Source organism: Roseburia sp. TF10-5 (assembly GCF_003462365.1).
In the GTDB taxonomy this organism is placed as follows: Bacteria; Bacillota; Clostridia; order Lachnospirales; family Lachnospiraceae; genus Roseburia; species Roseburia faecis.
In genome coordinates this window covers 75,520-100,821 of the sequence record NZ_QTYW01000008.1, presented here as the reverse complement: position 1 = coordinate 100,821, position 25,302 = coordinate 75,520, and the positions used below count along the sequence as shown (strand labels likewise).

Genomic DNA, 25,302 nt, shown 5'->3' with positions numbered 1-25,302 from the left:
AACAACAAAAAATACCGTATTTATGCGGTGTTTGGCGTTTCGCAAACGCCTAAGTGAGAAATAAGCAGCAAAGGAGGCATGAAAAAGTGGACGAGAATACAAAATTTGATTACTACTATGGAATTGAAGCAGACCAGTTCTCTTTTTATCGTGTTCCCCGGTTGCTGATTAAGGATGAGCGGTTCAAGGGGCTTAGCAGCGATGCCAAGCTCCTGTATGGCTTGATGCTCGATCGGATGTCACTGTCTATGAAAAATGGATGGCTAGACGAGGAAAACAGGGCGTATATCATCTATACGGTGGATGCGATTATGGAAGATTTGGGATGTGCGAAAGCAACCTGTGTCAAGATTATGAAAGAGCTGGATTCCGAAAAAGGGATTGGGTTGATTGAAAAAAAGCGCAGAGGTCTTGGCAAACCGGATATTATCTATGTGAAAAACTTTGCCACAATGTCAGCGGAACAGGAGGAAAAAGAGCCTGAGAATACTGGAAAATCCACAGAAGTTCAAAATTTGAACTTCAAGAAGTCTAATATTGATACTCCAAGAAGTTCAGAAATTGAACTTCAGGAGGTACAGAATCTGAACCACCAGAAGTATAAAAAGCAGACTTCAAGAGGTTCAGAAACTGAACTTGCAGAGGTTCAGGATTTAGCCCCTATTTATACTAACTATAATAAGACTGATATAAATTATACTGATATGAGTTATACCAATCCAATCTATCCATCCGGTGAAGGAAATCAGACCGATGATAGGATGGATGGAGCAGATGCATACATAGAGATTATCAAAGAAAATATTGAGTACGATCATCACATGAAATATGATGAAATAAATGACAGGGAACTGTATGATGAATTATTTGAATTGATCTGTGAGGTTGTATGTGTAAAGCGGACTACGATACGGATTGCGGGGGAGGAGTATCCCTATGAGCTTGTAAAGTCAAAATTCTTAAAGCTGAGGAGCAGTCATCTGGAGTATGTGATGGGGTGTATGAAAGACACGACAACAAAAATTTCAAACATTAAGGCATATATGGTTACAGCACTGTATAATGCACCATCAACAATAAATCATTATTATCAGCAGGAAGTGCAGCATGATATGTATGGAGGAGGCTGGCATGAAAAAGGTATTGTTTAGAATTATTATTCCGATACTGATATTAGCTACCTGGATGATCATGTGCTATCCGGTACGTGCAAAGGCAGATGGGTTTGATTATTTTCTATACTGGATTATGGTAGGATGTCCATATGGAATGCGGAAAATGAGTATGTTTCTTGTTCCGAAGAATTTTGGTATTGCAGGGAGCATTGGCATATTGGCACTAGATTGTATCATTGGTGGGTTGATCGGTGGTATGATTGTTATAATCAGAATTATCAATACAGTTATGGAAATAATAAAATTGATATCAGGAACTTTTGGACATAATGTCCAGAAGTGTGAGTGAGAAAACAAAAAAGGCATTGTCAATCGAGTTTAACATTTGAAAATTTGTGGCAGGAATGGTTAGATACGAAATTATTCATCACAGGCAAGAGCAGGAAAATGGAAGGCATGGGGGATGAGGAAATATTTAAGAGTCTGCCAGCAGATGAACGAAAAGCACTTTTAGTAAAGAAAGATGATTTTGCAGCAAAGGCAGGAATAGAAAACAGCGTCAGAGCAGTTATGAGTCGAGAGATTTGTAGCTGTTCTTTTTATTACTTTTTGACATAATGTCCAGGAGTGGAAAGGAAAATGTATGGAATCAATGAGAGATGTGAACAGGGTAATGGAACGGGAGATTAAAAAGGGAAGTAGTCCTTTGAAACTGGACCATATTGAATTTGGAGATTATTCGTATCAGGAGATAATGTCACAGGAGAAATTGTTTGAGGTATTAACATATTTGTTGCGGATAGGTGACTTCAAACAGTATGCCGGAAAGACTATTCTTAATAATGTTTATATGGATCTGCGATGGAAAAAGCCAGTATTTAAGAGAACCAAGACTATTATGGAAAGAAATAATATATTTGCGACCATTAGAAGGTATGTAAAAAAGCTGAAACCGCAGTATAATGGAGATGTATATTTGGAAACGGTCAGATGTTATTTTGATATATCACAGGAAAATCTGGAAAAGTGCCGATATACATATCAAGGGAATGAAACATACGCCTTCCTTATGTCGGACAAGTATATTAGGGCATTGTATACGCATTGTTTGGTGGCAAGAAAAGAATATGCTTTTGACAGTGTAAAATCGAATGGACTTTCGGATATGGAGCTTTCTATGGTAAAATTAGAGGGTGTTAGAGAAGTATTATTTCAGGCATTGTTACTTGATGATGTGAAGTTTGAAGATGACAAGATGTATACGGAGTTAAGCAGTATATATTTATTGTGTTAAAAGGAGAAAGGGGAACTGAGAGAAATGAAGTGTACCATTTTTTATTCTTGGCAATCAGACTTGCCCAACAAAGATAACAGATCATTTATTGAAAATTGTATAGAAAAGGCAATTAAGAAAGAAAAATTGGGATTTGAAGCTGGTTTGACGGTAGCTGTTGATAGAGATACAAAGAAAACGGTTGGTACACCAGATATAGCTGGAACAATTTTTGATAAAATTGCCAAAACCGATATTTTTATTTGTGATATATCTATTATTAATGGAAACGATAAAGGGCGCAAGTGTCCCAATCCTAACGTATTGTTGGAGTTGGGATATGCGGTAAGAACTCTTGGATGGGATAGGATTATTTGCTTCTATAATCTGAAATATGGAGAGTTAAAAAGTGTTCCATTTGATTTGAGTCACCGTCGTATATTTTTCTATAATTCCGATAATGAGAATGAAAAAGAAGAGGTATCTAAGGCATTATCGGTGGGGATAAAAGAGATGATAGCGAAAGGTTTAATTAGTAACCCTTTACGTGATCATATGAAAGGACGAATTGATTATTGTGTATTAGAAATTTTAAAACAAATAAGTTGTGTTTTGGTTAATACAATCACAATGTCTGATGCTTTAGCGAAAGTTCCTGAGGTCTTGAATTTTACAGAAGAGAAAATTATAGATATATTATCCGATAATCATAAGGTATTGGGATTCTTTGCAAATAATGATTTAGAAGAAGTGAAAAGAAAGGGCGAAGCCATTTTTTCTGCAATTACTACATCAAATGTATATCAAGTTGAATGGGCTGTTTTAGTATTGGAATTGATTGATTGGGTAAGAAGATATCAATATCTTATATCTGATAGGGCAAAAAATATATTGTATAGCACTGTTTTAGAACCTGTTCCATATTTGAATGTAGTGGCAGGAAGAGAGCTGAATCCAGATAATCCTAATAATTCCTGTTTGTTATTAAAAAAGATGGGAACTGATTCGGGAAAAGTACTATATGCGGGCACAATGGTGAAGATTGATAAAAGATCCTTAGTATCCCTTTGGTATATAAACGATGCGGCAATAGAAAAATTTGCAAAATGTTTAGTTGATGCTATTAATATGGCAAAAAAGTGGCTTGATAAAACAGAAGGAGAATTTATTTTAGATCCAGATTATTATGGAATTATTTGATAATAAGTTGTTATGAAAAAGTTTTTTGTATGGAAGCATAGAGGAAAGGATATGAACTTGGACAACGCAAAGTAGAGAAATTATAAACATCTTGATACTTGATAAAAGATATGATAATTTACAACAGCGTAAGGGCAGTTATAGACCGTAAAGGTTTGTAGTTGCCCTTTTTTGTGTTTATAAAACTTTTGGACAAAATGTCCAGAAGTGGAAAGGAGAACTTATGAAATATTTATTACACAGGCTGTTGGTTCCACCCTGAATCAAATCGGTGCAGATAAGGAAGGAGGTACACCGTGCAGGAGGAAACAACACAGAAAACCATTGCTCTTGCAATCAAGACTTCCAAGCTGACCGCAAGCGTTTTACAGAAGGCAATGAAGATGTATCTGGAGCATCAGAAGCATAAGGAGCCTTCGCATGGAAAAATTCCGGTAAAGAAGCTGATCGGTCAGGGCGAGGGTGCAAAGTCCATAGAGGTCACGGATAGCAACATCAAATCTTTTGAGCGTGTTGCAAGAAAGTACAATGTTGATTTCGCTGTGAAGCGGGATAAGACCACGGAACCACCTAAGTATCTTGTATTTTTTAAGGGCAAAGATGCCGATGTGATTGCACAGGCATTCAAGGAGTTTGTAAAAGTTAATGAGAAAAAGCAGCAGCGTCCGTCACTCAGACAGAAATTGAAAGGACTTCAGAAGATTGTTGCGCAGAATAAGAATAGGGAGCGAAGCAGAGAGAAAAATAAGGACAGAGGACAGAGCTTATAAGCAAGGTCATTGACGGAATTAAAAAGGATTTACAGTCAATTCCGAAAATTCTCAAAGAAAAAACAAAAGGGGTAAATAAGAAACAGCTTGCCCTGAAGTGCGCTCCCTATGTGATTTTCGGATATGTTCTGAATAAGGTTTCATGGCTGTATGGACAGCAGGCAGGTGACAATACATTACAGAAGGTGTTGGACACAATCAATGGGATTGGAGGTGCGTTCCATAATCCGCTTCCAAGTTTTCTGCCGAGAGATTTACTGGTAGGAGTGGGATGCGGAATAGAATTTCGTATGGTAGTTTATTATAAAGCGAAAAATGCAAAGAAATTCCGGCAGGGAGTTGAGTACGGTTCGGCAAGGTGGAGTGCATAATTTTAAGTGTAAATGACACATACATGGACGCACAGGAGGTTATGCACATGACTGATTATAGCAAAATTACAGCCCTTTACTCCCGCCTTTCCGTGGGCGACGAGGACAGGGACGGCGGCGAGAGCAACAGCATACAGAACCAAAAAATATTTTTGGAGAACTATGCCAGAGGGCAGCACCTAACCAATATCCGGCACTACATTGACGATGACGAAAGCGGTAGGTTTTTTGACCGTTCCGCCTACTCCCGCATGATGGACGATGTGGAAAACGGGAAAATCGGTGTCTGCATTATGAAAGACCTTACCCGCTGGGGACGCGATTATCTCCAAGTCGGCAACGCGATGGAGATATTCAGACGGAACAATGTGCGCTTTATCGCAGTCAACAACGGCATAGACAGCGAGAAGCCCGACACGCTGGAGTTTGCGCCCTTTATCAATATCATGTCGGAGTGGTACGCAAAGGACATCAGCAAGAAAGTGAAAACAGGCATTAAGACCAAAGGCATGAGTGGAAAGCCGATTGTCACCGAAGCCCCTTATGGCTATGTCAAAGACCCGGACAACAAGGATTTTTGGATAATCGACGAGAAAGCCGCCGAGGTTGTCCGTTTGATTTTCCGTCTGTTTATCGGTGGGAAGAACCGCAACCAAATCGCCGTGCATCTGAAAAACGAGCAAATCCCCACCCCCACTTTCTATATGAAAGACCGCGGGCGGGGAACCTGTAAAAATAAGACGCTCAACGAGGATAACCGCTGCAAGTGGAACAAAGCCACCTTGACCAATATCCTCACACGGCAGGAGTATTGCGGCGATGTGGTCAACTTCAAGACTACAAAGCATTTCCGGGATAAACATAACCACTATGTAGACCGGAGCCAGTGGCACATCACAGAAAATGTGCATGAGCCGATTATCTGCCGCAGCGATTTTGAAACCGTACAGCGGATTTTGGAAAACGCACCCGTCAAACGCCCCAACGGGGACGGGGAAATCCACCCTCTGTCCGGCTTGCTTTTCTGTAAGGACTGCGGCGCAAAAATGCACATTCGCATAGATTACAGGAACGGCGGCAAGCGTCATGTTGCCTATTGCAGCGAGTACCACAAGGGAAAAGCAAAAAATCCCAAGTGCAGCTCCCCGCACATCATGGATGCGGACTTGCTCATGCAGACCATCGCGGAAGTGCTGAAGAAAATCGAGGACTATTCTATCAGCAACCGGGCGGAGTTTGAAGCCTTAGTGAAAAAGAACCTTGCCATGCAGCAGACCGACCAGACCAAAAAACAGCAGAAGCGTATTCCGCAAATCACGACGCGCCTTGAACAGATTGACAAGGTGCTGAATAAGCTCTATGAGGACAACGCCCTCGGCACGATCCCGCAAGACCGTTATGAGCAGATGTCGCAGAAGTATTCGGAAGAATACTACGCGCTGAAAGCGGAGCTTGCCACGCTCCAAGAGCAGCTATCCGCTTACGAGAACGCGGGAGGACGGGCGCAGAAGTTTTTGAAGCTGACGGAACGTCATGCTGCCTTTATCGACCTGACCCCCGCCATTCTCAACGAGTTTATCAGCCGGATTGAAGTGCATGAGCGCGACCAGAAAAGGGCGAGATACGCAATCCAGCACATCAGCATATATTTCAATTATATCGGCAAGTTTGAGAATGAAGTGACACAGCTTGCAGAGCCGACCGAGCAGGAAATCCGGCAAATGCGGGAGGAAATCGAAGAAGCCAAAAAGGAAAAGAGCCGCGCCTACCACCGGCAGTATTCAAGGGAGTACCGGGCGCGAAACCTTGAAAAGCAGCGGGAGTATGACCGCATGAAAGCGCGGGAATACCGGGCAAGGAGAAAGGCGCAGGCAGCCGCCGCACAGCCCACACAGTAAAACAGAATAACCGTCAACCAAGAGGGATTTTCCGAGTTACGGGAAATCCCTCTTTTGCGCCCGGAGAAAGGAGCCGCCTATGGCAGAACAGACCCCCGACAGTATCATCACGACCCGGAGGAACGGGCAGACCATTGTTGCGGAGTTATTTTTCAATCACAGCAGCACAGAAACATTCCGCGACAAGCTGCTCAAACTGGTGCTTGCCGACAGTTCGCGTTTATCCGCGTCTGACGGTCAAGAGCCGGAAAAAACAGAAATCTTGCGATAACAGCCGCCCCGACGAACCATTCCCTGTCCGGGCGGTTTCTATTTGAAAATCCTCATTTTCCCCAAGTCAAGAGCCGGGAAAAACACCCGAAAAATGCCCCTATTGCGTAACAGGGGCGCAGAAAGGAGAGTTTATGAGAACAGGGCTTACGAAGCAGGAAAAGACCACCGATATTTGGTTTGACGAGAAAGACCCCCTTATCCATATCCGCACCCACAACACCGCCTTAAAGAAGCGGCTGCTTGCATACAGCCGCCGTTATCCGGCGAATTGCCAGCAGACGGACACAGACCCGGAAACGGGCTGCATGGAGTTTGATATTGAGAAAGGGCGTTTCTCTTTCCGTCTGACTGCCCCATACAGCGAGGAACGACGGGAAGCAACGCGGCGATATGCCAGAGAAAACAGCACTACAAACTTGTTGAAATAATGTGGATTTGTTCATATTCTTGTGCTATACTTTTCTTAAAGGCACAGAATGGCAGATATAAATTCGTGGGAGAAAAAATATGAAGAAGCATAGAAAATGTAAAAAGATAATAGCTTTTGTAACAGTGTTGTTTATAGCATTTGTTGCAGTAATTGGGCTACACAAAACAGGGATTTATCGTTTTGATTTCTTAAAGGACATCTATAAAAAAATTGATTTTCAACTAAGTACGAACGAGCTTAACATTCCGCAGGACGCTCTTTCATTTTCTGTTTATGATATTGAACAGGAGGAATATTTATTTTACGAGGGCGATAGCCAACTTCCCACAGTAGCAAGTTTGGCAAAACTATTTGCCATTGATTATGCTTTGGGAAAAGTAGATTTGGAAGATATTGTTGAAGTAAATCAAGAGGTATTAGAACTTGTTCCGGCGGGTTCATCTTTAGCAAATCTGTATGCTGGGGAATACACAGTTAAACAAATCATGGAGGCTATGCTTGTTCCTTCCGGAAATGACGCAGCCTATGCGTTGGCATATCATATCGCTAAAAACGAATTAGGCGAAGGTTATACAGCAACGGAATATATAGATTATTTCATGACAGAACTTAGTGAGTATTTAATCGAAGCAGGCTATTCCAAAACAAATTTATATAATGACCCAAGTGGCGCGTCTATGCAAGCTGACTCTCATTTAGATGACATTAACCGCGTAGCGTTGAAGCTCCTTAACTACGATTTTGTTAAAGAATGTATTGGAAAAAGCGAATTTTCAATTCAAACTCCGCAAGGTGAATTTACATGGAAAAATACAAATGAATTTTTAGATGAAAATTCACCGTACTATAATGCAAATGTTAAAGGAATGAAAACAGGAACAATGGCATCTTCCTATAACATTGTTGTTCTGTATGAAAAAGATGGAAAAGCATATTTAATTACCTGTTTAGCGGCACACTCAAATGAGGGGAGATATAAAGCGGTACAGTCTGCTATCAACACGATTATTGAATAATGATGATGAAATATCCCGTTTAAGTAAAGTGTCAAAACAATAAGGGTAAGATAAAACAGCACACAATAAAACTTAATACCCACCCAAAAGGGCAGCCGAGAAATCGACTGTCCTTTTTCTACGCCGACAGGCAGAAAGGAGCGACCAGCCATGACGAAACCGAGAGAGAAAACCCGCGAGGAGCTGCAAGCCGAGATTGAGGACGGAAAGAAGAAAATCCGGCAGTTTGAGAACCGGGAAAAGATGTTGCGTCAGAAGCTATCCAAAGAAGAACGCAGAACGCGCAGCCACCGCCTTATCGTCCGGGGCGCGGTCTTTGAAAGCATTGTGCCGGAAGCAAAGGACATGACCGACGAGGAAGCCGCAGCACTTCTCCGGCTTGCCTTGACGAGCCAGCCAGCGCGGGAGTTTTTGAGAAAAAGAGCCGAAGCCGGGAACGCCGAATAAATCCCTTTGGAACAAAGGGCGCACTTATACACCCTTGCGGGCGTGTGCGCTCTGCCGAGGGCTTATCTCCGCACAGGGGTTTTACCCCGCGCTCCGATATGGTGGCTTTGCCGCAACAAGGGGCTGCACCCCTTGCGCCGCTTCGCGGCTATCCCTGCACACCCACAAAAACAGTACACCCGCCGTTGGCGTCTGTACTGTTTTTGCGGGTTTTATTATCCTATCCGGGAGGTGATACCCATAGCCATTTACCATTGGAACATCGGCATTGTGAGCCGAGGAAAAGGCAAATCAGCCGTTGCCGCAGCCGCCTACCGAAGCGGCGAAAAGCTGACAAACGAATGGGACGGAATGACCCATGACTACACCCGCAAAGGCGGCGTTGCCCATACAGAAATCATGCTGCCGCCCCACGCACCGCCCTCATTCGCTGACCGTTCAACCTTGTGGAACAGCGTGGAGCTTTACGAGAAAGCCGGGAACGCCCAGCTTGCCAGAGAGATTGACGCGGCGCTCCCCATAGAATTATCCAGAGAGGAACAGATCCGGCTTGTCCGGGAATACTGTTCCTCTCAATTTGTTTCCAGAGGAATGTGTGTGGATTTTGCCATTCACGACACCGACAGCGGCAATCCCCATTGTCATATCATGCTTACCATGCACCCCCTTGACGGGCGCGGCGCGTGGGCGGCAAAGTCCAAAAAGGAATATGACCTTGATGAAAACGGTGAGCGTATCCGCTTGCCAAGCGGCAGATATAAGACGCACAAGGTTGACCTCACGGGCTGGAACAGCCAAGAGAATGCGCTTGTTTGGCGCAAGGCATGGGCTGATATTTCAAACGACTATCTTGAGCGTGCCGGAAGCCCGGAGCGTATCGACCACCGCAGCAACGCCGAAAGAGGAATTGACGAGATACCCACTGTCCACATGGGCGTGGCGGCTTGCCAGATGGAGAAGAAAGGTATCGCCACCGAGAAAGGCGAACTGAACCGCAGTATCCAAAAGACAAACCGCCTTATCCGGGAAATCCGAGCGCAGATTGGGAAGCTCAAAGAATGGATTGCCGACCTGTTCAAAGCGCGGGAAACCGCCCCGGAACAGCCGCCGCAATCTCCCAACCTTGCAAATCTGTTGATGAAGTATTTGAGCGTTCAGAGAGAAAAAAGCCGGAAGTATTCGCAGAGTTGGCAACAGCAGCACACAGCCGATGAATTGAAAACCATAGCGGCAGCGGTCAACCATCTCTCCGAGCATAGTATCTCGACCCTTGACGAGCTGGACGCTTCTATTTCCTCTGTCAGCGATAAAGCCTATTCAATCCGGGAGGGAATGAAAACCGCCGAGCGGCGCATGAAAGAACTGCAAAAACTCTTGGAGCACGGCAGAAATTATCAGACCTACAAGCCCATACAGGACGAGTATCGGCAAATCCGCTGGAAAGGAAAACAGGAGAAGTTTGCGGAAGCCCGCCGCGCCGAGCTTACCCTATGGGACGCGGCAAACCGCTATCTCCATGCAAATCTGCCGAAAGGAACAAAGAGCTTGCCTATCGCTGAATGGGAAAAGGAGTACGCCACTCTCAGCGGGCAGAGAACAGCGGAATATGCCAAGCTGAAAGAAACACGCGCCGAGGTTGCCGAGCTGCACAATATCCGCAAGTGCGTTGATATTGCGCTGAAAGCCGACCAGCCGGAGCAGACCCGCACCAGGCGGCACGAACAGGAGCGATAAAAAAGGACGGGCAAGCTGTCCGGCTTGTCCGTCCCATATATTTCCGGATATAAGAAAAAGCTCATTTCTTATCGGGTAAAAATGTCATTACAGCACCTACGATACCAACGATTGAAAAAATTAAAGACCATCTAAAAGAAAAGTCAAAAAAAGGTGCATTACCGTATCCCAGCATCAACAGGATACTAAATAAAATCAGTGCTATACCTTGCAGTTGCCTTTTCATGTAATCACACTCCTCTCAGATGATTAAATTATACTCGCAAGTTATGAATAATTCAACCACAGAAAGCGAGGTATCAACCATGTACTACACCCAAGAACAGATAGACCGGGCGAACCAAGCCGACCTTGTTTCTTTCCTGCAATCACAGGGAGAGCAGCTTACCCGCGCCGGACAGGAATACCGATGGAAACGGCACGACAGCCTGACCGTCCGGGGAAACAAATGGTATCGCCACAGCCAGAGCAAGGGCGGCGCACCCATTGATTTTGTCATGGAGTTTTTCGGCAAGAGCTTCACCGAAGCCGTTGAACTGCTGACAGGCGAAAAAGGAGCCGCCCCGCCGCCGGACAGACCAAGCCCCGCGCCCCTATCCGACTTCCGACTGCCACCCCGCAGCACCGACAACCGCATAGCGAGGAACTACCTCACAGCAGCCCGCCGCATTGATGAAGATGTGACGGGCTTTTTCTTTTCCACCGGGGATATTTACGAGGAAGCCGCCCACCATAACGCCGTATTCGTCGGCAGAGATGAAAGCGGCATACCGCGATACGCCCATCAGCGCGGCACAGCCGGGAGTTTTCGGCTTGATGTGAAAGGCAGCGACAAAGCCTTTAACTTCTGCTACCGTGGCGAGGGCGAAAGGTTGTTTGTCTTTGAAGCCCCGATAGACCTCTTATCTTTCCTCTGCCTGTTCAAAAAGGACTGGCAGAAGCAAAGCTATCTGGCGTTGGGCGGCGTGGGAGAAAAAGCCCTGTTGCGCTTTCTCTCTGACCGTCCGAACATCAAGACCGTTTTTCTCTGCCTTGACAGCGACGAAGCCGGAAACGACGCTTGCAGCCGCCTTGCAGAGCTTGTGCCGGAGGGGTTGACCGTCCACCGCCTTGTGCCGCTTTACAAGGACTGGAATGAGGTATTGCAGCACCGGGCAGAAATCGCAGACGGGAAGTATTTGCGTGAAGCGGTCTACGGCTTGAAAGAGCCGCCGCAGGAAGAAACCGTTGAGATTATCCGAATGAGTGAGGTTGACACGCAGACCGTTGAATGGCTATGGGAGCCGTATATTCCCTTTGGGAAAGTAACCATTGTGCAAGGCAATCCCGGCGAGGGCAAGACCACATTTGCCCTACGCCTTGCTGCCGCCTGCACCACCGGGGGAACGCTGCCGGGAATGAAACCCTTGCCGCCATTTCAAGTGATTTACCAGACTGCCGAGGACGGTTTGGGCGATACCGTTAAGCCACGCTTGATAGAAGCCGCCGCAGACCTTGACCGGGTGCTTGTGATTGATGAAGCAAAACGGGAGCTTACCCTGTCCGACGAGCGCATAGAGAAAGCAATCATGCAGAATGGAGCGCGTCTGATTATCCTTGACCCCATACAGGCGTATATGGGCGAAAAAACCGACATGAACCGGGCGAACGAAGTGCGCCCCATGTTCCGCCGCCTTGCCGATGTTGCCGAGCGTACCGGGTGCGCCGTTATCCTTATCGGACATCTCAACAAAGCTGCCGGAGGACAGAGCGCGTACCGGGGATTAGGTTCTATCGACTTCCGCGCCGCAGCAAGGAGCGTCCTGCTGATCGGGCGCGTGAAGCGAGAGCCGAATGTGCGCGTCATCGTCCATGACAAATCTTCCCTTGCGCCGGAGGGCAAGCCCGTTGCCTTTTGCCTTGACCCCGACACAGGTTTTGAGTGGATAGGCGAATATGATATAACCGCTGATGAACTGCTATCCGGCGCGGGCGGCAACACCGCCACAAAGACCGAACAGGCGGAACGGCTGATACTGGATTTACTGGCAGACGGGAAAGAGCTTGCCAGCGAGGACATTGTAAAAGCCGCAGCCGAAGCCGGAATATCCGAGAGAACGGTGCAGAACGCCAAGCGCAACATGGGCGGCATTTTAGGCGCAAGGCGCGTGGGCGGTCAATGGTACAACTTCATCAAGAAGAAGCAGCAGCCCGAACCCGCAAGCTGAAAGTGCAAAACGCAGACCCTTTGCACTTTGCACTTTCGCACTTTCACGATAATTTGCGTCAATAACTCAAAAAAGCACTTGACAAAACGCTTCATGGGGAACTGCCAAAGATATTGGACCGTATGTTGATCCTGTATTTGAAAACAACGTGCTTTTAACGGCAACGGAGCGTCTTATGATGTCCGGCAGACCAAAGCAGCCGAAGTATGCAAGGAATAAAAACATTCTTGTGATCGGTGGTTCCGGTTCCGGTAAGACACGCTTTTTTGTGAAGCCGAACCTTATGCAGATGCACAGTTCCTATGTGGTCACTGATCCGAAAGGCACAGTCCTCGTGGAATGTGGCAAAATGCTGTCTAAGAATAATTACCGGATTAAGGTGCTTAATACCATTAACTTTGCAAAATCAATGCATTACAACCCTTTCGCTTACATCCGGAGCGAAAAGGACATTCTGAAACTCGTAAACACAATCATTGTAAATACCAAAGGGGAAGGACAGCAAGCCTCTGAGGATTTCTGGGTAAAAGCCGAAAAGCTCTATTACACGGCACTGATCGCATATATCTGGTACGAAGCACCGGAGGAAGAACAGAATTTTTCCATGCTGATTGATCTGGTGGATGCCAGCGAAGCTAGGGAGGATGATGAAAATTTCAAAAATGCGGTTGACCTGCTGTTTGAGGAGCTGGAGCAGAAGAACCCAAACCATTTTGCGGTAAGGCAGTATAAGAAGTATAAACTTGCCGCAGGAAAGACAGCAAAATCTATTCTGATTAGCTGTGGTGCAAGGTTGGCACCATTTGACATCAAGGAGCTGCGTGACCTGACTGCTTATGATGAACTGGAGCTTGATACATTGGGTGAGAAAAAGACAGCACTGTTTGTCATTATCTCCGATACCGATGCGACATTCAATTTCATTGTAAGTATCATGTATTCGCAGTTATTCAATCTGCTTTGTGACAAGGCAGATGATGTATATAACGGAAGACTGCCGATTCACGTCCGGTGCTTACTGGACGAGTTTGCAAACATCGGGCAGATTCCACAGTTTGAGAAGCTGATTGCTACCATTCGTAGCCGGGAAATATCAGCTTCTATTATTTTGCAGTCAAAGTCACAGCTAAAGGCTCTGTACCGGGATAACGCTTCCACGATTGAAGGAAACTGCGACACTACCTTGTTTCTGGGAGGAAAAGAAAAAGATACTCTGAAAGATCTGGCAGAAATCCTTGGAAAAGAAACGATTGACCTTTACAATACCTCGGATACGAGAGGTACGAGCCAGTCCTACGGTCTGAACTATCAAAAGACCGGAAAAGATGTGCCATAATTCATGGTGACGAGTTCAGTTGCCTTGAATAACAGATGGACAGGGACACGATCAACTGGATTCGTACAAAATCGAATATAGGAGGTCGATATGGAAGAATTAAGAAACCGTATCCATGATGACAGCAACGGTCTGGACTATGTTCTTGTTGGCGATTATTACATACCAGACCTGAAGCTGCCGGAGGAAAGCCGCCCCATCGGGCGGTGGGGCCGGATGCACAAGTCATATCTGCAAGAACACCGCCCCGGCCAATACAATGAACTGCTTCTGTCGGGAAACTTCTGGACGTATCTTGCCGATCTGAACGAGCAGGCCGCTGAACGGCTGGCGCATATCATCTCGCAGATGCAGGCGGCGGAAGGTGTTACCGAGGAACTGAAAGCCCGTAATCAGCTTGCCTGGGTCGGAACCATGAACAGCATCCGTAGCCGGGCAGAGGAAATCATCCGGTCTGAGATGATCTATGTTTAAGGAGGTGCCTGTCTATGAGATACCGTATCGAATACGCTGATGGACGCTGCTGTAACTTTGCCAATGGCAGGGCTGACCTGCTGGAATGGCTGAAACTGCTGAAGGAGGAAGAAATCGCTGACATCCGCAAAGTGTATAAAAGCGGTGTGTCGGATTCCGTCCTGGAAACATACCGGAATTATATCCGTCCAGCATAAGGAGGACGCTTATGGGTACAGATATTGAAAAACTGGTTGATTTGATGATTCAGGAGAGGATGCAGAGCCAGTTTGCTAAGTGGCGGGAGGCAGAAACCGGCAAGGAGAAAAAAGCTGACTACCTTCACTGGAAACCGAGTATCAAAAAGCGGTCAGCGCATTATCCGAGGAACAGAAGGACGCTGTAAAGAATTATTGCGATTCCATTTTCGATTCCGGCGCAGAAAGCGAATGCTTCTTTTACCGGCTGGGCCTTAAAGATGGCATCCGACTCTGGAAGTTTATGAAAAAGCTGATGAAAACGGTCAGCTAACAGATGTACAACAGCATATTTTTTCCGCCCGCAAACGGGTCGAAAGCCGTCCAACGGTACAGGTTGGGCGGCTTTTCTGTTACCTGCGTTTCTTGCGTTTGGGCGCATAGTACGGCTGCGGCTTGACCTTCCCCCTCATGTTGTTGGGATTTTTGAGCATCTTGGACAGGCTCAGTATCCGCAGGAACGCCGAAAAGTCCTCCGAGGAAATTTTCTCAAATGGTATCTGCATCCTGTCACAAAATTCATGGATTACCATTTCCTCCTGGCTGCCCTGTTCAAGTGCCTGCTCAAACTTTTCCTTGACGTCATCCAGCGTGGGCTGTGGGTCGGCGGTGGTCTTGTCCTTCAGGTGATCTCCCCGTATATCCTGGACGATGTTATCCAGGTCATCGTGCATGACGTGGCTGTAAAAGTCGCTTTCCTGCACCTGCCCCAGTTCCAGCGTCCGCACATAGAGGTCATCTTCTCCGGGCGCATATTTGCTGAGGACGGTCTGCCGGGTGGCCTCCATCACCAGATTCATCTGCTCCACCCGCATATTGGCGATCTGGTCGATACAGATTTCCATATCCACCATCAGCCGCCGGAAGTTTGGGTGTGTAGCCAGTTCGCAGAGAAGCCGGTTGTTAATCTTACCACTCCGCAGAAGTTCAATCATCTCATCGTTCAAATGGAGCGACTGCACATCGGCGTTGGGAACCTCCTTGTTATCGGTCAGCCCCATCAGATAGTCGGCGGACACGCCGTAAAAATCCGCCAGTGTCGCAATCGCAAACGGGCTGATGTCCTTATAGTCATCGCTTTCATATTTTCCCAGCGCCGATCTGGACAGGCCGGTCTGCTCCGCCAACTGTTCCAGCGTCAGGTGTTTGTCCACCACCCGCAAGTCTTTGAGCCGCTCGGGGATTGACAGCTTTGTGTACATCCAATGCCCCCTCTCTCGTTATCGTTTTTTCAGTGATTACACCTATTATAGCACGATTCCATAAGCGTGGAAATATGCGGATTTCGAGCGTTTTTCCAACGTCTTGGATATACGGGAGCAGCCCCCTTTTTTCGGTAAACTGGTTCTTGCAGACAGGCACTGAACCTTGAAAATCGAATGACCGGCTGCAAGGGGTATGACCTCCGGGGAAGTGACGCCAGGACAGAAATCGAGCGCACCAAAGAGGCCGATACGCCGGGAGAAATTCCGGGCAGGAGCGGCTTGCAGGCAGACCGGCGGACAGAAACAAGTTTATCATGCGGGGCGCATGGCTCCGCAGCAAAGAAATGGAGGAAATCATTATGACACTGAGCATGAAAGAAAAGAAGATTCTCTACGCTTACGGCTGTCCCGGCCACCACAATACGGTGACACGGCTGAAATGGCTGACGGCCCTGACGGTTGACCCGGAGGCCAAACGCCGGATGCTGGGGCTGGCCCGGAAGGTGGAGACGGAGGTGAACGAAAGCTGGTACGAGGATTTTTACCACCATCTGCGGATGGAGATGGACGAGTACCGCCGTCTCAAGCGCAGCCTGCGTGTGCTGAAATCTTATACCGATTATGAGGAGGATTTGTATGACGAAGCTGTCTAAGTATGAGAAAGAAACCATCATCAACTGGAACGAGGCGGAGAACCTTGCCAGTATCTACACCTTCAACGCCAGCTTGAAGCGCAGGCTGGCCGATTTCAGCCGGAAGTACCCGCTGCTGTGCCGGTTGGAGCGCAGCACGCCGGAGGGCAGCGTGACCTATGTGCTGGACAAGTCCCGGCTGTCGATCCGGCTCATCCCGCCTTACAGCGAGGAACGGAAAGCCGCCGCCAGCGCCTACGCAAAAGAGCATGGCTTTCAGGTGGTGACGGCAGAAGAAAAAATCGCCTGAAATGGGGGCGATTACGGTCAAAATGGCGGGTCTGCACCCGTCGTTTTGACCGGCAATCCCCGCAGGCGTATTCCGTATCCACTTCCCGCCGAAAGGCGTAAATGTGTGGATGCGGAGCCGGTGAAACTGGCGGACACCGCTTCGGCGGTAGAAGCCAGCTTCGCCGGAGCGGAAGTACAGAGGGCGGCCAGCCCTTTGTGCCTGGGTGCAGGGGCGGCAGCGCACTGCTGGGGTCAAGGGGCAACGCCCATTGGCGGGTTGAGGGCAGCAGCCCCATCGGGTCAAGGGCGAAGCGCCTTGCCCAGGGAAAGTTGATGCCTGCGTCAACTTGTACTGGGTATTACCTGACGCAAAACTTCGCAGGTCTGGCGGCTTTGCCGCCCTCCCCAGCCCAGAACATCTTTGCAGGAAGGAGGAAAAATGTTTGAAATTAACAAGACACAATGGACGATCTGGGAAGCATGGCACTTACAATCCCCGGCACAATGACCGTCGGTTCGATGTAGAAAATAGCGAACACATTGACGCTGAGCGTGCCAGACAAAATGTGTACTGGGACTGTTACCGGGGCTTTACCACCCACGACTTTCGGGAAAACCCAGAGCAGCCGGATTTCAGCTTTGAGGAAATTGAACGGATGTATTACTACGAGCATTATGCCGACCATGTCAATGCTCAGAACGCCCGGAACGAGAAAACCCGGCACATTGAGCGCAATCGCACTGTGGATGATCTTTTGAAAAATAACAAGACCTGTCCAGAAGAAAGCATCTACCAGATCGGCACTATGGAAGAATCCGTTCCGCCGGAGACTTTAGCGCTCATTGTCAGTGAATTTTATGAGGAATTTGAAAACCGTTTCGGTTCTCATATCCACATTTTAGACTGGGCGCTCCATCTGGATGAAGGGACTCCGCACATCCATGAGCGCCATGTATTTGACTGTGAAAATCGGTATGGAGAGCTGTGCCCCCAGCAGGAAAAGGCGTTGGAGGAACTGGGTATCCCTCTCCCTAAACCGGAACAGCCAAAAGGAAAGCACAATAACCGGAAACAGACTTTTGATGCAGTCTGTCGGACAATCTTATTTGACATTGCCAAACGGCATGGGCTGCATCTGGAACAGGAGCCGTCTTATGGTGGGCGTGACTATTTGGAAAAGCAGGATTATATCCTGATGAAGCAGAAGGAGCAGCTGGCGACACAGGAGCAAAAGCTGGAGGAACTGACGCTAAAAATTGAGGATGTAGAAACCTTACTGGAAGATGTTTCCAGTGCAGCCTATGACAAGGCGGTGGAGGTTGTGACCGACAAGGTTCGGGAACAAACCCAGCTTGAAGATATGGAAGTAATTGAGAAATATCGAAAGAGCGTGGTATCGCCCAATACCAAAAATTCGCCAGAAGTTGTGAAGATAGCGAACACTCTGCTGAGTAGGGTGCGAGAAAAATTACAGCAGTCTGCTGAAAAAGTTCTCAAAAAGGTACAGGCGGTGCTGTTAAAACCGGAGGTCAAACAGGCTGGCAAAGAGCAGATCAAAAATAAAGCCAGAAAATCCATTAAGGAGAAGCTGGCACAAGGCAAACTGGACGCTGATCGGGAGAACCGGGAGCGCTGGGAGCGTGAAGGACGGATTGCTCCAACAAGAAAACAGGATATGGAATTGTGAGGCATCTGATTTTCTATGGAAACCGGATGCCTTTTGCATTGTTTGGAGGTGGAAGAAACGAATGTATTTGAAGCAGTAAAACAGTCTGTTACCACAAGGCAGGCTGCTTTGGTTTATGGAATTTCAGTAGGACGCAACGGGATGGCTTGTTGCCCGTTTCACGATGACAGGCATCCCAGCATGAAGGTGGACAGACGGTTCCATTGTTTTGCCTGTCAGGCAGATGGAGATGTGATTGATTTCACTTCCCGTCTTTTTGGACTAAGCAGTAAAGAAGCTGCCTTAAAGCTGGCAGAGGACTTCTCAATCAGCTTTGACCGCAAAGGCCACGATCCGCCACAAAAGAGAGCAATCAAAAGAAAAATCAGCGAGGAAATGCGATACCGGCAGGCAGAGCAGAAATGCTTTCGGGTGCTGTGCGACTACCTGCGTTTGCTGGAACTATGGAAAGAAGAATATGCGCCCAAACAACCGGAGGATGACTGGAATCCTTTGTTTGTGGAGGCTCTGCACAGGCAGCCATATATCGAATATCTGTTGGATCTTCTTCTGTCTGACAGCGTAGAGGAACGAGCTTTTGTAGTTGCGGAGTATGGAAAAGAGGTGAAGAAAATTGAATAGCGAATATCATAGTTTACCGCCAGCCACCCAGCAGGCTGTGATGAACGCAGCCGAAGCCATAGCGCCGGAACAGAGCGTTGATGAGGTGCGGCAGAGCCTTTCTGTTACCGACAAGGGAAAAACAGCCAACACCATTGACAACTGCCGGATTGTGTTCTGCTGCGATCCACTCCTGCGGGATGCCATCCGGCTTAATCTCCTGACTGACCGGGTAGACATTGTACAGGACTTGGGGTGGCGCAGGAATACCAGCGCTCTGACGGATACTGATGTGAAATATCTTCTCCTCTATTTTGAGAGAAACTATGAGCTGACCAGTGAGAAAAAGATCACGGCTGCCCTTTCTATCGTAGCAAACGAAAATTGTTACCATCCAATTCAGGATGTGCTGAACAGTCTTGTCTGGGACGGTACACCACGCATCCGATCCTGTCTGCACCATTTTCTTGGTGCTGATGAAAGTGACTATGTGGAAGAAATGCTGAAACATTTCCTGCTGGGTGCTATACGCCGGGTATTCCGTCCCGGTTCCAAATATGAGGAAATGCTTTGTTTGGTGGGCGGTCAGGGTGCCGGGAAGTCCACATTCTTCCGACTGCTGGCGATCCGGGACGAATGGTTCTCTGATGACCTGAAGAAGTTGGATGACGACCGGGTATTCCAAAAGCTACAAGGTCACTGGATCATTGAGATGTCAGAGATGCTTGCCACCAGCAGCGCAAAGAGCATTGAAGAAATTCGTTCCTTTATTAGCCGACAGAAGGAAACCTACCGGACACCTTATGAATCTCAGCCTAAAGACCGGCTTCGGCAGTGCGTGTTCGGTGGTTCCTCGAATACGCTGGACTTTCTGCCGCTGGATCGAGCCGGGAACCGGCGCTTTCTCCCAATCATGATTTACCCGGAGAATGCAGAGGTTCACATTTTGGAGGACGAGGACGCTTCCAGAGCGTATCTGTTGCAGGTATGGGCAGAAGCTATGAGCATTTACCACAGCGGCAAATATTCCATGAAATTCAGCAAGTCCATCCAGCGTCAACTGGTGGAGGTGCAGAAAGACTTCATGCCGGAGGACACCGAAGCCGGACAGATACAGGGTTTTCTGGAACATTACACCGGGAATATCGTCTGCTCCAAACAGCTGTTCAAAGAGGCACTGGGACACACATTTGATGAACCGAAGCGGTGGCAACTCCACAATATTAACGAGATTATGAACACGGTCGTGACCGGTTGGAAGCCTTTTTCTAACCCACGGATGTTTGCCGGTTATGGCAGGCAAAAGGGTTGGGAACGGGACACTTCCGGCAACGAACTGCCCGGCAACGAAGGTGGATTTGTGGAACTGAGTGAAGAAGAATGCCGTCAGCTGGAACTTCCGCAGGAGTGGATTGCCTGACAAGGACGGTCTGTTGCCGGGATAGTTGCCAGTTGGTTGCCGGGTTCGTTGCTGATAAATTTATGGTTTTGATATAGAAAAAGCCCGTAAATAAAGGATTTTTATTATCTATCTATGTTTCCGGCAACGAAAGCAACGAGATTTTACAAGAAAATTTGAAAAGTAAGAAATCAGGGTCAGACGATAGTTTACAGGTTTTTTGATGTCCGTTGCCGGACTTCGTTACCACAGCTACCGTCTGATCCCCTATTCTATGGAGGTAGCCTATGGAGAAAAACAAGAAGCAGAATAAAAAAGTCCAGTTTGTAGTGGTTCGTGAGTTTTCTGGGGACAAAACCATGCGGGAAGCCTTTGAGCAGCTGATCGAGCGTCAGACCTGCGAACACTTCGAGGAATGGTTAGAGCATCAGGAAATGGCACGAAAAGCGGCGTAAAGCAGTTGAATCATGGACAGGGGCATGGTATTATAATGGTATCGTGTCCCTGTTCATAGAAGGAGAACACTATGAGCAGGAAAAAACAAGTGAATCAGAAAATCACAGCCCTTTATTGCCGTATCTCTCTGGAGGATGGCGGCGATAATGAGAGCATGAGCATCAGCAACCAGAAACTTATGCTCCGGGACTTTGCCGAAAAAAACGGAATGTTCCAGTATGAGTATTATGTGGATGACGGTTATACAGGCCGCAATTTCAACCGCCCTTCTTTTCAGCGCATGATTGCCGATATTGAGGCGGGAAAGATCGGCTGCGTTATCACCAAAGACCTGTCCAGACTGGGCAGGAATTATATCGAAGCTGGCAGCTATATCGAAATCTTTTTCCCAAAACACAATGTACGCTATATCGCCATTACAGACGGAGTGGACAGCCTGACCCGTCAGGAAATGGACATTACGCCGTTTAAGAATATTCTGAACGATATGTACAGCCGGGATATTTCCAAAAAGGTGCTGGCAGGGCGTATGACCCGTTCCCGGCAGGGGAAGTTTTGTGGTGGGCAGCCGCCCCTCGGTTTGATGCGTGACCCGGAGGATAAGGGGCATTTGATCCGTGACCCTGAGACAGCACCGGTAATCCGAAAAATCTATGATATGGCGCTGGATGGCTGGGGATGTATGCGGATTGCAAAGCAGCTCATGGATGATAAAGTCCCAATCACCAGAGTAAAAAGTAACACAGAATGTGATGTAAATTACTATTCATGGGGAAGTGCAAGAATCAGCCATATCCTGCGGAATCCCTTTTATAAGGGCGCACATCTGGTCTGCCGGACACATCAGAAAGGGATTCGCTCCAACACCTATGACATTATCCCTCGTGAGGACTGGGAAGTTATCGAGGATTGCCATGAAGCAATCATCTCCCCAGAAGAATGGGAGCAGGTGCAGGAAACCATTGACCGCAGACCAACCATTATGAAGGGCAACTCCTGCCCTTTTTATAACCTGTTCCACGGTATCATTTATTGTGCGACTTGCGGAAAGTCCATGCAGGTGCGGTATGAAAAGGTTGGCAGAACCGGAAAGAACCGTTTTACCGGCGAACAGCGGGAACCGATTGATAAGGCGTATTATATCTGCCAGACCTACAACAGGCTGGGCAAGAACGCCTGTACCAGCCACAAGATCGAAGCCAGAGATTTATACAACCTTGTACTGAAAGATATTCAGGAACTGGCAAAGACTGCGCTCAAAGATGCCGATGCTTTTTATCAGCGGCTGAGTAGCCGAATGGAGCACCGCTATCTTCTGGATGCCTCCCAGACACAGAAGGAATGTCAACGACTGGAAAGCAGGAATCGTGAAATTGATGAGATGTTCCTGAGCCTATATACCGATAAAGCAAAAGGAATCCTGACTGAGCAGCGTTTTATGAAGCTGACAGCAACACTGGAACAAGAGCAGGAAGCCAACCAGAAGCGCCTGCAAGACCTACTGTTGATGATGCGCCACTCTGACGAACAGGAAAATGAAGTTCGCACCTTCATCAAAGAAATCCGGCGCTATGCAGCCATTGAAGAACTGGATGAAGCGGTGCTGAACCGGCTCATCAGCAAAATTTTGGTGGGCGAAGTCAAGAAGATTGACGGACAGAAGGTGCAGGAAGTCCGAATTGTTTATAACTTTGTCGGAGAAATTTCGGAAATGACAGCATAATTAGAAAACCCCTATCTCCCTATTAATGAGAGATAGGGGTTTATCAAGTTTTACATAAAATTATATTACCGGTAAGCATACGATGAGCAGATGTTTTTTATTGCCTTTCGAGTATAGATACGCTAAAATATACTTATTAAGCATGATGAATTTGGGAGGTGTTTTTCGTGGAAATTAGAGTTCTTCGATATTTTCTGACTGTAGTAAGGGAAGAAAGTATCACAAAAGCCTCAGAAGTTTTACATATCACGCAGCCGACACTTTCACGCCAGCTTGCACAGATGGAGGAAGATATTGGTGTAAAGCTGTTTGATAGAGGGACACGGAAAATCAAATTGACAAATGAAGGAATCCTTCTTCGCCGTCGTGCGGAAGAGATTTTGCAGCTTGTAGATAAGACAGAAAAAGAATTAGTGGAGCAAGAGGAACAGGTGGAAGGTAAAATTTCCATTGGGTGTGGAGAAATTGCTGCTGTACAACTTCTTCCTAAAATAATTGAGTCCTTTCGTCAGAAATATCCCCGTGTTACTTTTGACATTTTTACAGCCACAGCAGATTTGGTAAAGGAACAAATGGAGAAGGGACTACTGGATATTGGCTTGCTTCTTGAGCCGGTTGATATGGAAAAATATGAATTTATTCGCTTGAATATAAGGGAAAAATGGGTGGTTCTAATGAAATCGGATGATCCACTCTCCAAGAAAGAAACGGTAAGCGCAAAAGATTTGTCTGTACTGCCTTTGATTCTTCCAAGGCGTATGAATGTGCAGAGTGAGTTGGCAAGTTGGTTTGGCAACTACTATGAGAAACTGGATATTGTTTTTACCAGCAATTTAAGTACGAACAGCGCAATTATGGTGAATGGAGGCTTGGCATATTCATTGGTGATTGAAGGGGCTGTACCCTTCTGGGATCAATCAAAGGTTACATTCAGACCGCTTGATCCGCCACTTACAGCAACAAGTGTATTAGCATGGAAACGTGGTCAGCCGTTTAGCTTAGCAGCCACAAAATTCATCGAACATATTCAATGCTTTTTAGGCATGGACAAACCATAAAAACTAAGTATTTGATATAATTCAATTCAAAAATTATTATATAGGTGTAGAGATAAAGCAAACAGCTTTCATTTCTGCACCTATATTTTTTATTGAGGAGGGAGTGCCATTTCATGAAACCGGATTATGATTCCCTTATAAACGCCGGATTAAGCAAAGAAGAAATCGCAAAAATTTCAGGATGTGAAGATCAAGGAATGCAGATCAGGATGTTGCGAAAATATCGGTACAAATTGCTTGATGAGGTACATGAAAAGCAGCAGTCACTTGATGCAATCGATTATATGATCTGTAAAATACAAAAATAACAATAAGAGGAAGTGACAAATTAAATGGGGGTAATTATGAAAAAATTTCCATCTATTCTATTCGTTTTTTCTCTGCTTTTTATGCTGACTGCTTGCAGCAGCAGCGCAGATCCATCGCAGGAGAGCAGTGGACAAACCACAAGTCCATCTTCTCAGCAAGATAGCGTTTCAGTGTCTAATGCAGTTTTAGAATCTGAAAGCACAGAAAGCGAACAATCGGCCAATAACACTTTAATCGTCTATTTTTCACGCTGGGGCAATACAGAATATCCCTCTGATGTGGATGCCATAACTTCGGCAAGTATTGTAGTGGATAATAATTCCCGTTATGGTACAACAGAGTATGTCGCTAATATGATAGCGGAGAATGTGGGTGGAGATCTGCACCGGATTGAAACAGTTACTCCTTATACGGCAGATTTTGATGAATTGCGGGATGTAAACCATGATGAAATGAATAGTAATTATTTGCCGGAGCTTAAAGAAAGCAATCTGGATATTTCCGCCTATGACACGGTGTTTATTGGCTATCCCGTATGGGCAACGGATGTTCCGCAGGCAGTGCTATCTTTTTTGAAGGAGTATGATTTAAGTGGGAAAACAGTTATCCCATTTTGTACCCATGATGGCTATGGTGCAGGTAACAGTTATCAGACTATTGCAGAAGCAAGCCATGCAGCAGTTTTGTTAGAGGGTATTGCGATTGAAGCAAAAGATGTTCCAAACGCACAGGATACCGTCTCATCATGGCTTGCAGATATAGGAATATCTAAATCTAAAGTACAAACAGGGACTCCTATCAAGATTACGGTTGGTGAAGTTAGTTTAGATGGAATTCTATACGATACAGAACTGGCAGAAGAAATCAAAACATATTTTCCGTTGACAATTTCCATGGTGGGTTACGGTGGCAGAGAATACTATGGAGGGGTTGAGTTCTATCCAGAACATTTGGAAGGCGGTCAGAAGAATTTTGAGAATGGTGATATTACCTATTGCGAGGCACACCATAATATGGCCATTTTCTATGCACAGACAGATAACCCGGTACTTTCTGTGGATGTCATTCCGATTGGCAGAGTGACTTCGGACTTATCTGTTTTTGAAAACCTTGACAGCCGGGAGGAAGTCGTCTTTTCTCTGGCAGAATAAAAAAATGATG

The 25,302-nt window shown here is 46.6% G+C and carries 29 protein-coding genes and 1 pseudogene; 28 read left to right on the top strand and 2 right to left on the bottom strand.

All coding sequences use genetic code 11. The features are described 5' to 3' along the window. Positions 1-86: 86 nt before the first annotated feature. The 13 genes from DXD06_RS09850 to mobQ all read left to right on the top strand — a co-directional run bounded on the left by DXD06_RS09850 (position 87) and on the right by mobQ (position 10,527). Positions 87-1,151, top strand: a complete 1,065-nt coding sequence (locus DXD06_RS09850) for a DUF6017 domain-containing protein (RefSeq protein WP_117831502.1) — start codon at positions 87-89, stop codon at positions 1,149-1,151. Continuing rightward, the gene (locus DXD06_RS09845) at positions 1,132-1,464 is read left to right on the top strand and encodes a DUF6050 family protein (protein WP_117831501.1); all 333 of its coding nucleotides are present in this window, start codon (positions 1,132-1,134) and stop codon (positions 1,462-1,464) included. The genes DXD06_RS09850 and DXD06_RS09845 overlap by 20 nt, the downstream gene beginning before the upstream one ends. Next, complete coding sequence (locus DXD06_RS16960) at positions 1,461-1,733, top strand: hypothetical protein (protein WP_147343621.1); 273 nt, start codon at positions 1,461-1,463, stop codon at positions 1,731-1,733. The genes DXD06_RS09845 and DXD06_RS16960 overlap by 4 nt, the downstream gene beginning before the upstream one ends. 25 nt (positions 1,734-1,758) lie before the next feature. Continuing rightward, positions 1,759-2,409: a hypothetical protein gene (locus DXD06_RS09840; RefSeq protein ID WP_117831500.1), complete on the top strand. Its 651-nt coding sequence runs from the start codon at positions 1,759-1,761 to the stop codon at positions 2,407-2,409. A 24-nt stretch (positions 2,410-2,433) separates the two neighbouring features. Then, positions 2,434-3,588, top strand: coding sequence for a hypothetical protein (locus DXD06_RS09835; protein WP_117831499.1), 1,155 nt, complete (start codon positions 2,434-2,436; stop codon positions 3,586-3,588). A gap of 296 nt (positions 3,589-3,884) precedes the next feature. Continuing rightward, on the top strand, positions 3,885-4,358 hold the full coding sequence (locus DXD06_RS09830; protein ID WP_117831498.1) for a PcfB family protein: 474 nt from the start codon (positions 3,885-3,887) through the stop codon (positions 4,356-4,358). A 110-nt stretch (positions 4,359-4,468) separates the two neighbouring features. After that, the gene (locus tag DXD06_RS09825; RefSeq protein ID WP_243000992.1) at positions 4,469-4,729 is read left to right on the top strand and encodes a conjugal transfer protein TraG; all 261 of its coding nucleotides are present in this window, start codon (positions 4,469-4,471) and stop codon (positions 4,727-4,729) included. A 47-nt stretch (positions 4,730-4,776) separates the two neighbouring features. After that, the gene (locus tag DXD06_RS09820; protein WP_330418186.1) at positions 4,777-6,627 is read left to right on the top strand and encodes a recombinase family protein; all 1,851 of its coding nucleotides are present in this window, start codon (positions 4,777-4,779) and stop codon (positions 6,625-6,627) included. A gap of 79 nt (positions 6,628-6,706) precedes the next feature. Next, positions 6,707-6,898 carry a transposon-encoded TnpW family protein gene (locus DXD06_RS09815; protein ID WP_085533500.1) on the top strand — a complete coding sequence of 64 codons (192 nt, stop codon included), beginning with the start codon at positions 6,707-6,709 and terminating at the stop codon, positions 6,896-6,898. A 133-nt stretch (positions 6,899-7,031) separates the two neighbouring features. Further along, entirely contained in the window at positions 7,032-7,328 is a 297-nt protein-coding gene (locus DXD06_RS09810; RefSeq protein WP_117831495.1) for a hypothetical protein, read from the top strand. A 79-nt stretch (positions 7,329-7,407) separates the two neighbouring features. Then, positions 7,408-8,346 (top strand): serine hydrolase, encoded by a 939-nt coding sequence (locus DXD06_RS09805; RefSeq protein ID WP_040219241.1) that lies wholly within the window; start codon positions 7,408-7,410, stop codon positions 8,344-8,346. Between the two features lie 150 nt (positions 8,347-8,496). Then, positions 8,497-8,793 carry a DUF3847 domain-containing protein gene (locus tag DXD06_RS09800; RefSeq protein ID WP_117831494.1) on the top strand — a complete coding sequence of 99 codons (297 nt, stop codon included), beginning with the start codon at positions 8,497-8,499 and terminating at the stop codon, positions 8,791-8,793. A 132-nt stretch (positions 8,794-8,925) separates the two neighbouring features. Continuing rightward, positions 8,926-10,527, top strand: coding sequence for a MobQ family relaxase (gene mobQ, locus DXD06_RS09795; RefSeq protein WP_330418185.1), 1,602 nt, complete (start codon positions 8,926-8,928; stop codon positions 10,525-10,527). Between the two features lie 61 nt (positions 10,528-10,588). Here the strand turns inward: mobQ and DXD06_RS17085 are convergent, their stop codons facing one another. Beyond that, positions 10,589-10,753 carry a hypothetical protein gene (locus DXD06_RS17085; RefSeq protein WP_158569508.1) on the bottom strand — a complete coding sequence of 55 codons (165 nt, stop codon included), beginning with the start codon at positions 10,751-10,753 and terminating at the stop codon, positions 10,589-10,591. A gap of 79 nt (positions 10,754-10,832) precedes the next feature. Between DXD06_RS17085 and DXD06_RS09790 the strand changes: the two genes are divergently transcribed. From DXD06_RS09790 to DXD06_RS17080, 5 genes and pseudogenes are all read left to right on the top strand, one after another. Next, entirely contained in the window at positions 10,833-12,734 is a 1,902-nt protein-coding gene (locus DXD06_RS09790; RefSeq protein ID WP_117831493.1) for an AAA family ATPase, read from the top strand. An 85-nt stretch (positions 12,735-12,819) separates the two neighbouring features. Continuing rightward, positions 12,820-14,064, top strand: a pseudogene (locus DXD06_RS09785) (VirD4-like conjugal transfer protein, CD1115 family); the annotation flags it as partial. Positions 14,065-14,160: 96 nt separating this feature from the next. Further along, positions 14,161-14,544 carry a TnpV protein gene (locus tag DXD06_RS09780; protein WP_117831492.1) on the top strand — a complete coding sequence of 128 codons (384 nt, stop codon included), beginning with the start codon at positions 14,161-14,163 and terminating at the stop codon, positions 14,542-14,544. A gap of 14 nt (positions 14,545-14,558) precedes the next feature. Next, on the top strand, positions 14,559-14,741 hold the full coding sequence (locus DXD06_RS09775; RefSeq protein ID WP_015559843.1) for a hypothetical protein: 183 nt from the start codon (positions 14,559-14,561) through the stop codon (positions 14,739-14,741). An 11-nt stretch (positions 14,742-14,752) separates the two neighbouring features. After that, the gene (locus tag DXD06_RS17080) at positions 14,753-14,929 is read left to right on the top strand and encodes a hypothetical protein (RefSeq protein ID WP_158569507.1); all 177 of its coding nucleotides are present in this window, start codon (positions 14,753-14,755) and stop codon (positions 14,927-14,929) included. Between the two features lie 204 nt (positions 14,930-15,133). Here the strand turns inward: DXD06_RS17080 and DXD06_RS09770 are convergent, their stop codons facing one another. Beyond that, a complete protein-coding gene (locus tag DXD06_RS09770) occupies positions 15,134-15,982 on the bottom strand; it encodes a helix-turn-helix domain-containing protein (RefSeq protein WP_117831491.1) in 849 nt (282 codons plus the stop codon). 362 nt (positions 15,983-16,344) lie between these two features. Here DXD06_RS09770 and DXD06_RS09765 point away from each other — a divergent pair, with 362 nt between their 5' ends. From DXD06_RS09765 to DXD06_RS09720, 10 genes are all read left to right on the top strand, one after another. Beyond that, complete coding sequence (locus DXD06_RS09765; protein ID WP_117831507.1) at positions 16,345-16,638, top strand: hypothetical protein; 294 nt, start codon at positions 16,345-16,347, stop codon at positions 16,636-16,638. Further along, positions 16,622-16,927, top strand: coding sequence for a molecular chaperone (locus DXD06_RS09760; RefSeq protein WP_117831490.1), 306 nt, complete (start codon positions 16,622-16,624; stop codon positions 16,925-16,927). Before DXD06_RS09765 ends, DXD06_RS09760 begins: the two co-directional genes overlap by 17 nt. A gap of 424 nt (positions 16,928-17,351) precedes the next feature. Continuing rightward, complete coding sequence (locus DXD06_RS09750) at positions 17,352-18,596, top strand: serine/arginine repetitive matrix protein 2 (RefSeq protein WP_117831488.1); 1,245 nt, start codon at positions 17,352-17,354, stop codon at positions 18,594-18,596. A 33-nt stretch (positions 18,597-18,629) separates the two neighbouring features. Beyond that, positions 18,630-19,217 (top strand): CHC2 zinc finger domain-containing protein, encoded by a 588-nt coding sequence (locus DXD06_RS09745; RefSeq protein ID WP_330418184.1) that lies wholly within the window; start codon positions 18,630-18,632, stop codon positions 19,215-19,217. Positions 19,218-19,257: 40 nt separating this feature from the next. Beyond that, positions 19,258-20,616 (top strand): virulence-associated E family protein, encoded by a 1,359-nt coding sequence (locus DXD06_RS09740; protein ID WP_117831487.1) that lies wholly within the window; start codon positions 19,258-19,260, stop codon positions 20,614-20,616. A 266-nt stretch (positions 20,617-20,882) separates the two neighbouring features. Then, positions 20,883-21,050: a hypothetical protein gene (locus DXD06_RS17265; RefSeq protein WP_004612784.1), complete on the top strand. Its 168-nt coding sequence runs from the start codon at positions 20,883-20,885 to the stop codon at positions 21,048-21,050. A gap of 71 nt (positions 21,051-21,121) precedes the next feature. After that, positions 21,122-22,774, top strand: a complete 1,653-nt coding sequence (locus DXD06_RS09735) for a recombinase family protein (protein ID WP_117831486.1) — start codon at positions 21,122-21,124, stop codon at positions 22,772-22,774. Between the two features lie 167 nt (positions 22,775-22,941). Continuing rightward, on the top strand, positions 22,942-23,832 hold the full coding sequence (locus tag DXD06_RS09730; RefSeq protein WP_117831485.1) for a LysR family transcriptional regulator: 891 nt from the start codon (positions 22,942-22,944) through the stop codon (positions 23,830-23,832). A gap of 113 nt (positions 23,833-23,945) precedes the next feature. Continuing rightward, positions 23,946-24,140: a hypothetical protein gene (locus DXD06_RS09725; protein ID WP_117831484.1), complete on the top strand. Its 195-nt coding sequence runs from the start codon at positions 23,946-23,948 to the stop codon at positions 24,138-24,140. A 171-nt stretch (positions 24,141-24,311) separates the two neighbouring features. Further along, positions 24,312-25,292, top strand: a complete 981-nt coding sequence (locus tag DXD06_RS09720) for a flavodoxin (RefSeq protein WP_199535206.1) — start codon at positions 24,312-24,314, stop codon at positions 25,290-25,292. Positions 25,293-25,302 lie beyond the last annotated feature (10 nt).